The 13323-nt window shown below is 62.7% G+C and carries 15 protein-coding genes; 9 read left to right on the top strand and 6 right to left on the bottom strand.

The genetic code is table 11. The features are described from left to right. Window positions 1-25 precede the first annotated feature (25 nt). Window positions 26-1231: a J domain-containing protein gene (locus FHX03_RS02520; RefSeq protein WP_183852466.1), complete on the bottom strand. Its 1206-nt coding sequence runs from the start codon at window positions 1229-1231 to the stop codon at window positions 26-28. A 276-nt stretch (window positions 1232-1507) separates the two neighbouring features. Continuing rightward, a complete protein-coding gene (locus tag FHX03_RS02515; RefSeq protein WP_003588112.1) occupies window positions 1508-1966 on the bottom strand; it encodes an RT0821/Lpp0805 family surface protein in 459 nt (152 codons plus the stop codon). A 65-nt stretch (window positions 1967-2031) separates the two neighbouring features. Here FHX03_RS02515 and pdxH point away from each other — a divergent pair, with 65 nt between their 5' ends. Further along, window positions 2032-2652: a pyridoxamine 5'-phosphate oxidase gene (gene pdxH / locus FHX03_RS02510; protein WP_097624091.1), complete on the top strand. Its 621-nt coding sequence runs from the start codon at window positions 2032-2034 to the stop codon at window positions 2650-2652. Between the two features lie 6 nt (window positions 2653-2658). Here pdxH and FHX03_RS02505 read toward each other — a convergent pair whose 3' ends face one another. After that, complete coding sequence (locus FHX03_RS02505) at window positions 2659-3696, bottom strand: polysaccharide deacetylase family protein (RefSeq protein WP_183852464.1); 1038 nt, start codon at window positions 3694-3696, stop codon at window positions 2659-2661. 217 nt (window positions 3697-3913) lie between these two features. Here FHX03_RS02505 and FHX03_RS02500 point away from each other — a divergent pair, with 217 nt between their 5' ends. Beyond that, the gene (locus FHX03_RS02500) at window positions 3914-5197 is read left to right on the top strand and encodes a D-alanyl-D-alanine carboxypeptidase family protein (RefSeq protein ID WP_097624093.1); all 1284 of its coding nucleotides are present in this window, start codon (window positions 3914-3916) and stop codon (window positions 5195-5197) included. A gap of 76 nt (window positions 5198-5273) precedes the next feature. Next, complete coding sequence (locus FHX03_RS02495) at window positions 5274-5591, top strand: pyrophosphatase (RefSeq protein WP_183777293.1); 318 nt, start codon at window positions 5274-5276, stop codon at window positions 5589-5591. A gap of 16 nt (window positions 5592-5607) precedes the next feature. On the opposite strand, the gene FHX03_RS02490 is transcribed toward FHX03_RS02495, so the two are convergent. The 3 genes from FHX03_RS02490 to FHX03_RS02480 form a co-directional block, all read right to left on the bottom strand. Next, window positions 5608-6099 (bottom strand): GNAT family N-acetyltransferase, encoded by a 492-nt coding sequence (locus FHX03_RS02490; protein WP_097624095.1) that lies wholly within the window; start codon window positions 6097-6099, stop codon window positions 5608-5610. A gap of 17 nt (window positions 6100-6116) precedes the next feature. Continuing rightward, window positions 6117-7532: a metalloprotease TldD gene (gene tldD, locus FHX03_RS02485; RefSeq protein ID WP_183852462.1), complete on the bottom strand. Its 1416-nt coding sequence runs from the start codon at window positions 7530-7532 to the stop codon at window positions 6117-6119. 390 nt (window positions 7533-7922) lie between these two features. After that, window positions 7923-8582, bottom strand: a complete 660-nt coding sequence (locus FHX03_RS02480) for an invasion associated locus B family protein (protein ID WP_183777296.1) — start codon at window positions 8580-8582, stop codon at window positions 7923-7925. Window positions 8583-8593: 11 nt separating this feature from the next. On the opposite strand from FHX03_RS02480, the gene FHX03_RS02475 reads away from it, so the two are divergent. The 6 genes from FHX03_RS02475 (at window position 8594) to FHX03_RS02450 (ending at window position 13266) form a co-directional block, all read left to right on the top strand. Then, window positions 8594-8899: a hypothetical protein gene (locus FHX03_RS02475; protein ID WP_131711370.1), complete on the top strand. Its 306-nt coding sequence runs from the start codon at window positions 8594-8596 to the stop codon at window positions 8897-8899. Then, window positions 8899-9783 carry a cytochrome c oxidase subunit II gene (gene coxB, locus FHX03_RS02470; protein WP_183852460.1) on the top strand — a complete coding sequence of 295 codons (885 nt, stop codon included), beginning with the start codon at window positions 8899-8901 and terminating at the stop codon, window positions 9781-9783. The genes FHX03_RS02475 and coxB overlap by 1 nt, the downstream gene beginning before the upstream one ends. A 17-nt stretch (window positions 9784-9800) precedes the next feature. Beyond that, window positions 9801-11507 (top strand): cytochrome c oxidase subunit I, encoded by a 1707-nt coding sequence (gene ctaD / locus FHX03_RS02465; RefSeq protein ID WP_018449293.1) that lies wholly within the window; start codon window positions 9801-9803, stop codon window positions 11505-11507. A gap of 66 nt (window positions 11508-11573) precedes the next feature. Further along, window positions 11574-12524 carry a heme o synthase gene (locus FHX03_RS02460; RefSeq protein WP_097624181.1) on the top strand — a complete coding sequence of 317 codons (951 nt, stop codon included), beginning with the start codon at window positions 11574-11576 and terminating at the stop codon, window positions 12522-12524. After that, window positions 12524-12664 (top strand): hypothetical protein, encoded by a 141-nt coding sequence (locus FHX03_RS02455; RefSeq protein WP_097624099.1) that lies wholly within the window; start codon window positions 12524-12526, stop codon window positions 12662-12664. Before FHX03_RS02460 ends, FHX03_RS02455 begins: the two co-directional genes overlap by 1 nt. Next, a complete protein-coding gene (locus FHX03_RS02450) occupies window positions 12661-13266 on the top strand; it encodes a cytochrome c oxidase assembly protein (protein ID WP_097624100.1) in 606 nt (201 codons plus the stop codon). The genes FHX03_RS02455 and FHX03_RS02450 overlap by 4 nt, the downstream gene beginning before the upstream one ends. The last annotated feature ends 57 nt before the right edge of the window (window positions 13267-13323 follow it).

The raw sequence follows: 13323 nt of genomic DNA, 5'->3' as shown, positions 1-13323 counted from the left end.
AAAGGGTGCGAAAGTCATAAATATTTCACAGGAACAGGCCTTCGCGCATGCTCCGCATGAGATCGGTGACTTTGTCGTCGGGCTTTTCCCACAGGATAATGCGCAATTCGACGACGAGATCGCCTCTGCCGCCCTCTTCGCGAGGCAATCCCTGGCCGGGAATTCTAATCGTCTTGTCCGAGCCGGACCATGCGGGGATCGTCACGTTCAGCGGCCCGCTCGGTCCTTCGATACGCGCCTCGGTGCCGAGCACGGCATTTTCGATGCTGAGCGGCAGCACCGCATGCAGATCGAAACCGGCGACCGTGAAGCGTGGATCGGGCGCAATGCGAATGTTGATGACGGCATCGCCCCGCTGCATGCCCGGCAGCTTGAAGCCTTGTCCCTTGAGCCGCAGCTCGTGACCATCCTTGGTGCCGGCCGGCAACGCGAAACCGATCTCGCGACCCTCCGGCAGTGAGGCGGTGATCCAGCCGCTTTTCAGCACGTCGTCGATCGTCACCGTCGCCGTCGCCACCTCGTCGGGGGCTTTTTCCACGCCGGTATCCTTGACGCCGGTGAACCGGCGCACCAGGGATGTCAGGATGCTGAGCGGCAGCGGCAGGTTGGCGCCGGCATTTGGCCCAGCCTCGCCGGCCTCCTCGTCGCCCTTGGTTTCACCCTCGGCGGCGTCGCCATCCACGCGCCTGCCGGCCTCGCCAGCCTGCTGGTTTTGGGCCTGTTGATTCTGTGTCTGCTGGCTCTGGGCCTGCTGGTATTGCGCCTGTTGCGCGCGAGCCTGCGCCTGGCCGCCGGCCGCAGCGCGGGCCTGAGCGCCGAAAATGCGATCGACCATCTCGTCGGCGGGCTCGGCCGATCCTGCCTGTTGTCTGGAGCCGTCGGCGGCGGCCTTCTGGGCGGCGCGCGCAAGCTCTTCCATCACCCGCTCGGCATTGGCCTGCGCCGCCTTGGCGCGCACTGCGGCCTCACGTGCGGCCTGGCGCTGCTGCATGATCGTCTGTTCGTTCTTCTTGGCTTCCGCCATCCGCACGGCATTGTCGAACAGGCTGCGTTTGCGCGGGTCCTTCAGCGTTTCATAGGCGCGGCCGATCTCGGCGAACCGGGCGGTTGCCGTCGGGTCACCCTGATTGTGGTCGGGATGGGCTGACTTGGCCATATTGCGCCAGGCCGCCTTGATCTCGTCCGCTGCCGCGTCGCGCTTGACGCCCAGAATTTTATAAGGATCGCGCATGTCAAACCGCCGGTGTTGCGATGCGGGAAGCCACGTCCTTGCCCGGCATCCCGAAATTCCGAAATCAAAAGCCCAATAACAATTCGCGCCATCCCGCCGCATAGGCAGGGACAACCACTCTCAACGCTGATCGTGCGTCGGAGTTGCTAATCACTTCTTATTTCTATGGAGAGATGTGGGGTGTTTTGCGCCGAATGGTTAGCTCTTTGCTAAGCATTCGGCCGAAAGGTGTCGGGCGTTAACCTGTCGGCGAGCCGGATCAGCTTTCCCGCCGGATCAGCTTTCCGGCTGGAAGCTCAAGAGCTGCCAGTTGCCGCCGCCGACGAGGCAGGTCTTGCCGTAGAATTTGGCGATGCCGACATAGGAATGCCGCGTCGTGCGGAACTGGCGGCAAACCTGGCCCGACTCGTTATTCTCGACGATCGTATCGATGACGCCGGCGCTGCCTGTCGATGCATTCGCCCAGGGAAGCGGTTGGCCCTCGAGCCTTTGCACATCAGCCGAGGTCACGGCATTGCGCACGGTCATCTCGTCCGACAGCGTATCGGTACTCGGCGGCGTCTGCGGCACCGTGCCGGTTGCCACCGATCGGTCGACCTTGGCTTCGCTGAGAAAATCCATACCGCCTGCCAGGCAGCCGGAAAGCGAAAGCATTGCGGCGCCGATGACGAAGAACGTGCTGCTGCGACGCCGCAGGCCCTTTGTATGGCGATATGACTTTGCTATGACTTCCACCCTGCATCCTGTCCAGTTATCAAAAGCTGGGCGAGTTTTGAATAATCCGGGGCATTTGAACCAATATGTCGGCAAACGAGTTAACAAGCGGTGACTTTACCGAAAGTGGCGAACCCTTCAAGCTCTTTGCCGAATGGCTTGGCGAAGCGGAGGCTTCCGAACCCAATGACCCGAACGCCGTGGCGCTGGCAACGGTCGATGAGGATGGTCTTCCCAATGTCCGCATGGTTCTCCTGAAGGGATTCGACGACAACGGTTTCGTCTTCTACACCAATTTCGAGAGCCAGAAAGGCCGTGAAATTCTCGGCCAGAAAAAGGCCGCCATGTGTTTCCACTGGAAAAGCCTGCGCCGCCAGGTCAGGTTGCGCGGCCCGGTCGAGATCGTCACCGACGCCGAAGCCGACGCCTATTTCAAGACGCGGGCCCGCGGCAGCCGCATCGGCGCCTGGGCTTCGAAACAATCCCGCCCGCTCGAAAGCCGATTCGCGCTTGAAAAGGCGGTGGCCGAATATACCGCCCGTTATGCCATCGGCGAAATTCCGCGCCCCGCCCACTGGTCGGGCTTCCGCATCCGGCCGACCTCGATCGAGTTCTGGAAGGACCAGAATTTCCGCCTGCATGACCGCATCGAATTTCGACGGGCCTTGGCGGAAGGCGCATGGGAGAAGGTCAGGATGTATCCGTAAGCGGCGCTATTTGCCCATCAGCTTCAGCGGAATGCCGGAGGCAAGCGCTGAGACGTAGTGTCGCTTCTGGTAGAAGCCGTTCAGCGAAATGCGGCTGAGATAGCCGGTTTTCCTCGCCTCCGGCAGGCCCGGCTGGGTGGTGACCGCAAGCTCGAAGCCGAGATTGCGGGCGATCGCCGCCTCGCGGCTGGTCGCAGCCTCCGGCGTGCCGTAGGGATAGGCGATCGTCTTGGGGCGAATGCCGCTCACCGCCTCGACGTAATCGGCCGAAACCTGCATTTCTATCCGCGCTTCGGCCTCCGGCAGGCGGGCCAGCGCCCGATGGCTGATCGTATGGGCGCCGAGTGTGGCGAGCGGATGGGCCGCGAGCCGCTGCAACTGGCGGGGCTCCATCACCAGCGCGCGGGTGAGATCGGTTGGCTCGATGCCGTTTTCCCGCGCCAGCATGTCGATCGCGGCGACGGCGCGCGCCTCGTCGGACCGGTGGATAAAGGCGGCGAATCGGTCGAAGGCATCCCATTGCTGCTGCGGATCGTCGAGCGCCAGCCGTTCGCTGCCACGGCCGAAGTCGAAGTGAAGTTCGCCTGACCGGCGTAAGAGGGCGGCGAGCGTCTCCCACCAAATGCTGTGCGAGCCCTCGGCAAAACCCTTGGCAACGAACACTGTGAACGGCGCCCGATGCTGTTCGAACACCGGCAGCGCGTGCTCCAGATTGTTTGTGTAGCCGTCGTCGAGCGTGAAGGCAGCAAACGGCGTTCCGCCCTCGGGCTCGGCCAGCAGCGCCGGCACCTGATCGAGCGGCACGAAACGATAGCCCTCCCGCTTCAGCCGCCGCAGCGCCGTATCGAGAAAGCCGGGGGTGATTTCGAGATGCGCATTCGGCTCGAAAGCCTCCGGCACGTGCGGGCGGACATGATGCAGCGTGAAGACGACGCCGCGTCCGCGCGCCTGGCGCATCAGCCCGGCGGCGGCAATCAGCCAGGAAAGCTCGAGCCCGGCGCCGATCGCCGCGCGTTTTGCCAGTCGCCGGAATTGTCCCATCATGCGCCGTCCGTTGCTTTTTGCTGGAAACTAGCAAGCGCGACTTAAGCCTTGCTGAATCCCGATTTCGCACGGCTCCTTTCATTTCCTGTTAACCAAGGCAATGAAAAGACTAGAAAAATGGTGGGAGTTGCCTCAAAGTCGCGCCAAACTTGCCGCTTCTGTCACGTTACGGCACAACGCCGATCCGATCGAGCGCCGACGCATCAAGGGGAACTGCATGAGAACGCTTCTGGCGGCTGTTTTGACCGTAACGCTGGCCGTTTCGGCGCCTCTTGCGGCCCTGGCCGGCAGCGCTTCACTGGTCCTCGATGCCCGCACCGGCAAGGTTCTCGCCGCCGAGAACGCCGATACGCTGAACCATCCGGCCTCGCTGACGAAGATGATGACGCTCTATCTCACCTTCGAAGCGCTGAAACGCGGCAAGATCGCCTGGGATACGCCGATCAAGATGTCGAAATACGCCGCTTCCCGGCCGCCGACCAAGCTCGGCGTCAAGGCCGGCGGCACGATCACCGTGCGCGAGGCGGTCTATGGCATGATCATCAAATCCGCAAATGATGCCGCCTCCGCCATGGGCGAGAAGCTCGGCGGCTCGGAAAGCGGCTTTGCCCGGATGATGACGGCCAAGGCCCGCCAGCTCGGCATGAGCCGCACCGTCTTCGTCAACGCCTCCGGCCTGCCGGACGGCCGCCAGGTCACCACGGCGCGTGATATGTCGACGCTCGCCATCGCGCTGATGAAGAATTATCCGAACGAATACCGGCTGTTTTCGGTGGCAAGCTTCAATTTCCGCGGCCGCACCGTGCGCGGCCACAACAATCTCATGTACCGCTACCAGGGCATGGACGGCATCAAGACCGGTTACACCAACGCCTCCGGCTTCAATCTCGTCAGCGCTGTTCGGGACGGCAACCGCCGCGTCGTCGGCGTCGTGCTCGGCGGCCGCACCGCCCGCAGCCGTGACGACAAGATGGCCGGTCTGCTCGACCGTTATCTCGGCCGTGCCTCCTCTTCCGGCGGCGCCAAGCTGGTGGCGAGCGTCGGCGCCAGGGAGCCTGTCGAAGTGGCGTCTGCCGCCGACGATTCCGATGTTCCGGTGCCGCTCAGCGCACCGCGCCCGGCCGACGATCTTGCAGCAAAGAGCCTGGCCTATGCCGATGACGCCGTCGTGCCGCTGGAGCGTCCCGTCGCAATGGACGAAATCCTGAACGCCGGCAAGGCGCCGAAAATGTCGGCAGAAAAGTCCGACGGCGACTGGCAGATCCAGATCTCGGCCGCCCCGAGCGCCGATGCTGCGCGTGCACTTCTCGCCCAGGCGAAGTCTGAAGGCGGCGCGCCGCTCAGTTCAGCCTCGCCCTATACCGAAGCGGTCGGCAAGGGCGCCAACAAGATCTACCGTGCCCGCTTCGTCGGTTTCGCCAGCAAGGATGCTGCCGTTTCCGCCTGCGATGCGCTGAAGCAGCGCTCCTACGACTGCATGCTGCTGCCTGACCACGGCTGATCGCCGCGGTCAGGCAATCGACTCTGGACAAGCATCGGGAATCAGCGTCTCCTCCATAAACAAAAGGAGAACGCCGATGTTGCGTCGTCTTGCCGATCAGTTCGAAATCTCATCCGCCGCCCATGTCGCCGCCAACGGCATCGAACGCGATGCCGACTGGTTCCTGTTGAAGCTGCAGGAGGAAATGGGCGAGCTGACGCAGGCCTGGAACCGGCTGACCGGCCGCGGCCGTGCGAAAGGCCGCTCGCCTGACGAGATGCGGCGCGATCTGGCCGACGAGACCGCCGACCTTCTCGGCCACCTGCTGCTATTTGCCCGCCGCAATGATATCGACCTTGCCGCGGCGATCGAACGCAAGTGGCTGTTTCAGCCGGCGGAGGCGCCGAAGAGCTGAAGCATGCCGGTGGCCTTCAGCCGACCTTATGCCGATAGAACTTGGTGTCCACCGCCATCAGCGGGAAGGCGCGGGGCAGGGCGCTTTTGGCGATCTCGGTAAAGCCGTTCTTTTCGTAGAAGCGATGGGCGGCGACGAATTTGTCGGTCGTGCCGAGGAAGATATCGGTCAGGCCGGCATCCCTGGCATGGGCGAACATGCGGTCGAGAAGCAGCGCCGCCACCCCATGTTCGCGGCCGCGAACCTCAGCGGCAACGAACATCTTGCGCAGGGCCGCCTGATGATTGCCGATGTCCTTCAAGCCCAGCGTGCCGACGATGGCGCCATCCTTGACGGCGACCCAGAACTCTCCCTTGCCGGACTGATAGAAATCCGGGATGACCCTCAGATCCGGCTGCGCGTCGGCGGTGATGTCGATGCCGAACTCTTCGCGCTGGATCGGCAGGATCACCGAAAGCACGGCATCGGCGTCGCCTTCCGCAAAACGCCTGATCTCGACCTCCGCCATGACAGGCTCCTTTCGCCTCAGGTCTGGGTGCCGCCGACGGTGATCTGATCCATGCGCAGATGCGGCTGGCCGACGCCGACCGGAACCCATTGGCCGCCCTTGCCGCAATTGCCGATGCCGGTATCGAGCTTCATGTCGTTGCCGATCAGCGACACCCGCTTCATCGCATCCGGGCCATTGCCGATCAGCATCGCGCCCTTGATCGGCGCGCCGACCTTGCCGTTCTCGATCAGATAGGCCTCGGTGCAGCCGAAGACGAACTTGCCTGAGGTGATATCCACCTGGCCGCCGCCGAAGGAAACGGCATAGATGCCCTTCTTCACCGAGGCGATGATTTCCTCGGGCGTCTTGTCGCCGCCGAGCATATAGGTGTTGGTCATGCGCGGCATCGGCACATGGGCATAACCCTGGCGGCGGCCGTTGCCGGTCGGCGCCATGCCCATCAGCCGGGCATTCTGCCGATCCTGCATATAGCCGACGAGCTTGCCGTTCTCGATCAGCACGTTGTAGCCCGACGGGGTGCCCTCGTCGTCGATGGTGATCGAGCCGCGGCGGTTGTCGATCGTGCCGTCGTCGACGACGGTCACGCCGGGAGCGGCGACCATCTGGCCGAGCAAGCCGGCAAAGGCCGACGTCTTCTTGCGGTTGAAATCGCCTTCCAGCCCGTGGCCGACGGCTTCGTGCAGCATCACGCCCGGCCAGCCGGAACCGAGAACGACATCCATCGTGCCTGCCGGCGCATCGATCGCCTCGAGGTTGACGAGCGCCTGGCGCAGCGCCTCGTCGGCGCCGTATTGCCAGCTGCCCTCGGCGATGAAATCGCCGAAACCGATACGCCCGCCGCTGCCGTAGGAGCCGCTTTCCTGGCGATCGCCTTCGCCGACCATGACCGAGATGTTGATGCGGGTCATCGGCCTGATGTCGCGCACGCGATGCCCGTCGGCGCGCAGGATGTCGACCACCTGCCAGCTCGCCGCCACCGACGCCGTCACCTGCCGCACCTTGTCGTTCTTGGCCCTGAGATAGGCGTCGATATCCTGCAGGACCTTGACCTTCTCCTCGAAGCTCGGCTGGCCGATCGGGTTCTGGTCGCCGTAGAATTTCTTGTTGGTGCCTTGCGGGGCGGCCGCATAGCTGCCGGAATAGCCGCGCGTCACCGCGCCCACCGCATCCGCCGCCCGCTTCAGCGCCGCCACCGAGAGATCGCCGGCATGGGCGTAGCCCACCGCTTCGCCGGCAACGGCGCGCAGGCCGAATCCCTGCTCGGTGTTAAAGCTGCCGCCCTTCAGCCGGCCATTGTCGAAGGTCAGCGCTTCGGCCTGCGCATGCTCGATAAACAGCTCGCCGTCATCGGCGCCGGCGAGTGCCTCGGCGACCAGACCACGCATCGTGGCTTCGTCGGCATCGAATAGCGTCAGGAGATCGGTGGTCATGGTCTGGCTCCAATGGGCATGCGTTCGGGGATGCGCTTACGCATCTAGATAGGGCTCCTCATGATAAGGAGTGAAGCCCTGCGGCGGAATATTCTTTGTTGGGCAGGATATCTAGGAGAGGGAATGCTTCCAAAGAGCGGGAAGCGCGGGGAGAAGGTGCCGGCAGGCGGATGAGAGGGCCACGCAGCACACCCTCTCCTAATCCTTGTCCGGCGACGCTCACGGCAAGCGACTTGAAGACAGTCAAGACCATGCCAGTGCGGCCGAAGCTGGATGGACGTTCTTCTTGTTGGACGCTCCGGCTTTGCGGCCCCCTCATCCGCCCTACGGGCACCTTCTCTCCGAGGGGAGAAGAGGGAGCCGAAAGGCCGCGGCACACATCACCTGATCTCAAGGCAGCGCGTCGAAACCCTCGGCGAAGCCCTTGAGGTCGACGGGGATGCCGATGCCTTCTTCGGGGGTCTGGAAGACGATGAAAGTTGCCTGGGCGCCGCTGCGGAAGGTCTTCAGCAGCTCGTCTTCGAGCACGACTTCGGCATAACAGCCATCGGCGAAGCAGCGCACGAAATAGGCGCGGCCGATATCCTTGCCGTCGACATTAAGCCCGAGGCCGTTCGGCAGCAGCACGCCGAGCGGCGCCAGCACGCGGAGAATCTTCGACTTGCGGTCGGCCGTCTTCAAAACGACGACGGAAAGCCCGACCTCCGGCCGATCCTCGGCGATGACGTTCTGCATCAGCGCGCATTGTTCGGTCGCAGCCCCTGCCGGCTTGTCGCAGACGACGGACCATGCGCCGTGATTGGATTTCACCGTGCCCGGCGCCTGCGGCTGGGTCTGGCCGGGTGTCACCTGGATATTCGGATTGGCCGCGCTCGGCTGCTGCGGCGTTGCAGCAGGAGCAGGGGCCGCAGCCGGCGGCTTGGCCGGCGCCGGCGTCGGTTGCTGCTGTGCGAAAACGGGCGTCGTCGCTGCGGCCGCGATGCTGGCAGTCACGAGAAGCGACTGCGCGAGGGAACGGAAACCCATGGAAACCTCTGGATATCGAATCATTGCGGCTATTGTTGAAGCTGCCCACCAAAAATGAAAAGCCCCACCCCGTGAAAACCGGGGGACTGCGGCGGAAATTGGACCTTTCGGCAAGAATGTGCGGCGCGCGGATTGGCCGGAAAGCCGATTTTTCATATGCTGATGAAAAACTTGGGATGTTTTGCCCTTCCGGCCTGCCTATGCTTTCAGCAAAAATGCCGCATAGACAATTGCTCTGGCCTGTTGCGGCAAATGCCAAACTGTGGTTTGAAGCGCTGAAGATGGCAAGGATTCTGCGTTCTATTCTGCAGGTCAAGCGCTCGAGGGAGATAATAAGGTGATGAAGAAGGCTTATGCAGCCCTGACCACGCTGGTCTGTCTGCTTTTTGCTTCCGGCACATATGCCGACCAGCCGCTGCCGTGGCAGGCAACGCTGCAGCCGGCGGCGACGCCGATCATGCGGGAAATCCATTGGTTCGAACAATATACCCTCTGGTTTATCGTTCCGATCACGCTCTTCGTGCTGGTGCTGCTCATTGTCGTCTGCGTCAAGTTCCGCGCCAGCGCCAACCCGGTTCCTTCGAAGACGAGCCACAACACGCTGATCGAGATTGCCTGGACCGTGGGGCCGGTCCTGGTGCTGCTTCTTCTCGCCATTCCCTCGTTCAACCTGCTGACGGCGCAGCTGACGCTGCCTGAAAACCCCGACGTGACGATCAAGGCGACCGCCACCCAGTGGCAGTGGAATTACGAATATGAAGGTTCGGGCGACAGCCCGCTGGCTTTCGACAGCTACCTCTTGAAGGATCAGGACCGCGCTGCCGCCGGCAAGGAAGACAAGTCGGTTTATCCGAGACTTCTGGCCGTCGACAATGAGCTGGTCCTGCCTGTCAACAAGACGGTGCGCGTTCTCGTGACCTCGGCCCCGACCGACGTCATCCACGCTTTCGCCATGCCGTCCTTCGGCGTCAAGATCGACGCCGTGCCGGGCCGCCTGAACGAGACCTGGTTCCGGGCCGAGCGCGAAGGCCTGTTCTATGGCCAGTGTTCCGAGCTCTGCGGCAAGGACCATGCGTTCATGCCGATCGCCATCCGCGTCGTCTCCGAGGACAAGTACAAGCAGTGGCTGACCACAGCCGCCAGCGACCTGCCCGGCGCCTACAAGACACTCATGGCCGCAACCGATGGTCCCGCAGAGACCCTCGACGTCGCCGAAGCACAGTAATTAAGGGGATCGGGACAATGGCTGGACCTTCCGCTCACGACGATCATTCTCATGATCACGCCCATCACGACCACGCTCATGATGACCACGATCATCACGATCACGGGCACAAGCCGAGCTTTGCCAATCGCTGGCTGTTCTCGACCAACCACAAGGACATCGGCACGCTCTACCTGATCTTCGCGATCATCGCCGGCATCATCGGCGGTGCATTGTCCGTCGCCATGCGCATGGAGCTGCAGGAGCCTGGTATCCAGATCTTCCACGGCCTGGCCTCGATGGTCTACGGCTATGAGGGCGATGCCGCGATCGACGGCGCCAAGCAGATGTTCAACATGTTCACCACAGCGCATGCGCTGATCATGATCTTCTTCATGGTCATGCCGGCGATGATCGGGGGGTTCGCCAACTGGATGGTGCCGATCATGATCGGCGCCCCCGACATGGCCTTCCCGCGCTTGAACAACATCTCCTTCTGGCTGATCGTTCCGGCCTTCGCGCTGCTGCTGCTGTCGATGTTCGTCGAAGGCCCGGCAGGCGCCTACGGCACGGGCGGCGGCTGGACGATGTATCCGCCGCTGGCGACCAGCGGCACGCCGGGACCGGCGGTCGATCTTGCGATCTTCGCGCTCCACATTGCCGGCGCCTCGTCGATCCTTGGTGCGATCAACTTCATCACCACGATCCTCAACATGCGCGCTCCCGGCATGACGCTGCACAAGATGCCGCTGTTTGCCTGGTCCGTGCTGATCACCGCCTTCCTGCTCTTGCTGTCGCTGCCGGTTCTGGCAGGCGGCATCACCATGCTGCTCACCGACCGTAACTTCGGCACCTCCTTCTTCTCTCCGGAAGGCGGCGGCGACCCGATCCTTTACCAGCACCTGTTCTGGTTCTTCGGTCACCCTGAGGTCTACATCCTCATCCTGCCGGGCTTCGGCATGGTCAGCCACATCATCTCGACCTTCTCGAAGAAGCCGATCTTCGGTTATCTCGGCATGGCCTACGCCATGGTCGCGATCGGCGCCGTCGGCTTCGTCGTCTGGGCCCACCACATGTACACGGTGGGCCTGTCGCTCGACGCGCAGCGCTACTTCGTCTTCGCGACGATGGTCATCGCAGTTCCGACGGGCGTGAAGATCTTCTCCTGGATCGCGACGATGTGGGGCGGCTCGATCTCGTTCCGCACGCCGATGCTCTGGGCGATCGGCTTCATCTTCCTGTTCACGGTCGGCGGCGTCACCGGCGTCCAGCTTGCCAATGCCGGTCTCGACCGCTCGCTGCATGACACCTATTACGTCGTGGCCCACTTCCACTACGTTCTGTCGCTCGGCGCCGTCTTCGCGATCTTCGCCGGCTGGTACTACTGGTTCCCGAAGATGACCGGCTACATGTATAACGAGCTGGTCGGCAAGCTGCATTTCTGGATCATGTTCATCGGCGTCAACCTGGTGTTCTTCCCGCAGCACTTCCTCGGCCTTGCCGGCATGCCGCGCCGCTACATCGATTATCCGGATGCCTTTGCCGGCTGGAACTATGTTTCCTCGATCGGCTCCTACATCTCGGCCTTCGGTGTGCTGATCTTCCTCTATGGCGTCTTCGAAGCCTTCGCCAAGAAGCGCGTCGCCGGCGACAATCCGTGGGGTGAGGGTGCAACGACGCTCGAATGGCAGCTGCCTTCGCCGCCGCCCTATCACCAGTGGGAACAGCTTCCGCGCATCAAGTAATTGCGCGGGTATCAGGACGCCGCATTCGTTACGGCGTCCTGGTATTCTGACATTCGGGACAGAATGATGACGGTTATCGACAATCACGGGGTGCTTGCAAAGGACGGCGAATTGTCGGAAGCGAGTGCGCGCGATTATTTCGAATTGCTGAAGCCGCGGGTGATGTCGCTCGTGGTCTTCACCGCCTTTGCCGGCCTGGTGCTGGCGCCGGGCCACATCCATCCCGTCCTCGGCCTGATCGCCATTCTCTGTATCGCCGTCGGCGCCGGCGCCTCCGGCGCGCTTAATATGTGGTATGACGCCGATATCGACGCCATCATGAGCCGCACCGCCAAGCGTCCGATCCCGGCCGGCCGCATCGCCCCCTCGGAGGCGCTCGCCTTCGGCTTGGTGCTTTCCGGCTTCTCGGTCGTCATCCTCGGCCTTGCCGTCAACTGGCTCTCGGCCGGCATCCTTGCCTTCACCATCTTCTTCTACGCCGTCGTCTACACCATGTGGCTGAAGCGCTCGACGCCGCAGAACATCGTCATCGGCGGTGCTGCCGGCGCCTTCCCGCCGATGATCGGCTGGGCCTGCGTCACCAACAGCGTGACGGTCGAGAGCACCGTTCTCTTCATGATCATCTTCCTGTGGACGCCGGCGCATTTCTGGGCTCTGGCTCTGTTCAAGATGCGCGATTACGAGGCCGTCGGCGTGCCGATGCTGCCGAACGTCGCCGGCGAGCGGGTGACCAAGCATCAGATCGTCGCCTATGCGGTGCTGACCGCCGTCTGTGGGGTATTGCCGTCCTTCCTCGGTTTCGCGAGCCTCGGTTATGGCCTCGTCGCCGCCGCCCTCGGCGCGATCTTCATATACTGTTCCATCGCCGTCTGGCGTATGCCCGACGGCGATCTGAAGATGATCCCGGCGAAGAAGCTCTTCGGCTTCTCGATCTTCTACCTCTTCGCCGTGTTCTCCGCCCTGATGATCGACCGGCTGGCGTCGGTACTGTTCTCGCATGCGGGAGGTTGGTTCTGATGGAAACGGTCAAGCTCACCGAAAAGCAGATGAAGTCGCGCCGCAACCGCAACATCGCCCTTGGGCTGGTGCTTGCCGGCCTCGTCGTCCTCTTCTACGCGATCACCATCGTGAAGATCGGCGGAGGAATGGCCGGATGAGCGAAAACGGTGCACCGAAGAAGCAGGGCCGCAACAACGGCGCCGTCGTCATGATGTGCCTGAGCTTCGTCTTCGGCATGGGCGCGATGAGCTACGCCGCCGTGCCGCTCTATCGCATCTTCTGCCAGGTCACCGGCTATAACGGCACGACGCAGCGCGTCGACCAGGTGTCGAGCGTCGTGCTCGACCGCACGATGCGCGTCACCTTCGACGCCAATGTCGCGCCCGGCCTGCAATGGGACTTCAAGCCGGTCGAGCGCGAGGTCAATCCGAAGATCGGCGAAACGATCCAGGTCAATTTCACCGCCGAGAATCGCTCGAACGAGACCCAGCGCGGCCAGGCGGTTTTCAACGTCACGCCGGGCGAAGCCGGCGTCTATTTCAACAAGGTGCAATGTTTCTGCTTTACGGAAACGGACCTGAAGCCGGGCGAGAAGCTCGACATGCCGGTGGTGTTCTACATCGACCCGGAAATCGTCAAGGCCGTGGAGTCCAAGGACATCCACACGGTCACGCTGTCATATACGTTCTACCCGAAAGAGGGTCCGAAGCCTGTGGCTTCGAATGAGGGTGGAGCGGTAAAAAGTGAAAAGAAACTTTGATCAAGGCTCGTTTCCGGCTATGCCGGGAGCGGAGTGAAGGAAGACATCCGGGGATAG

Origin of the sequence: Rhizobium sp. BK456, from assembly GCF_014194045.1 — a bacterium.
In the GTDB taxonomy this organism is placed as follows: domain Bacteria; phylum Pseudomonadota; class Alphaproteobacteria; order Rhizobiales; family Rhizobiaceae; genus Rhizobium; species Rhizobium redzepovicii.
The sequence above is the reverse complement of the archived record's forward strand: the minus strand, read 5'-3'. Positions and strand labels throughout refer to the sequence as shown.

Bases quoted from the DNA above. Each gene is read 5' to 3' on its own strand.
- FHX03_RS02520 (WP_183852466.1), bottom strand. From the start codon at position 1,231: ATGCGCGATCCTTATAAAATTCTGGGCGTCAAGCGCGACGCGGCAGCG.
- pdxH (WP_097624091.1), top strand. From the start codon at position 2,032: ATGTCGGCAAACGAGTTAACAAGCGGTGACTTTACCGAAAGTGGCGAA.
- FHX03_RS02505 (WP_183852464.1), bottom strand. From the start codon at position 3,696: ATGATGGGACAATTCCGGCGACTGGCAAAACGCGCGGCGATCGGCGCC.
- FHX03_RS02500 (WP_097624093.1), top strand. From the start codon at position 3,914: ATGAGAACGCTTCTGGCGGCTGTTTTGACCGTAACGCTGGCCGTTTCG.
- FHX03_RS02495 (WP_183777293.1), top strand. From the start codon at position 5,274: ATGTTGCGTCGTCTTGCCGATCAGTTCGAAATCTCATCCGCCGCCCAT.
- FHX03_RS02490 (WP_097624095.1), bottom strand. From the start codon at position 6,099: ATGGCGGAGGTCGAGATCAGGCGTTTTGCGGAAGGCGACGCCGATGCC.
- tldD (WP_183852462.1), bottom strand. From the start codon at position 7,532: ATGACCACCGATCTCCTGACGCTATTCGATGCCGACGAAGCCACGATG.
- FHX03_RS02480 (WP_183777296.1), bottom strand. From the start codon at position 8,582: ATGATTCGATATCCAGAGGTTTCCATGGGTTTCCGTTCCCTCGCGCAG.
- coxB (WP_183852460.1), top strand. From the start codon at position 8,899: ATGAAGAAGGCTTATGCAGCCCTGACCACGCTGGTCTGTCTGCTTTTT.
- ctaD (WP_018449293.1), top strand. From the start codon at position 9,801: ATGGCTGGACCTTCCGCTCACGACGATCATTCTCATGATCACGCCCAT.
- FHX03_RS02460 (WP_097624181.1), top strand. From the start codon at position 11,574: ATGACGGTTATCGACAATCACGGGGTGCTTGCAAAGGACGGCGAATTG.
- FHX03_RS02455 (WP_097624099.1), top strand. From the start codon at position 12,524: ATGGAAACGGTCAAGCTCACCGAAAAGCAGATGAAGTCGCGCCGCAAC.
- FHX03_RS02450 (WP_097624100.1), top strand. From the start codon at position 12,661: ATGAGCGAAAACGGTGCACCGAAGAAGCAGGGCCGCAACAACGGCGCC.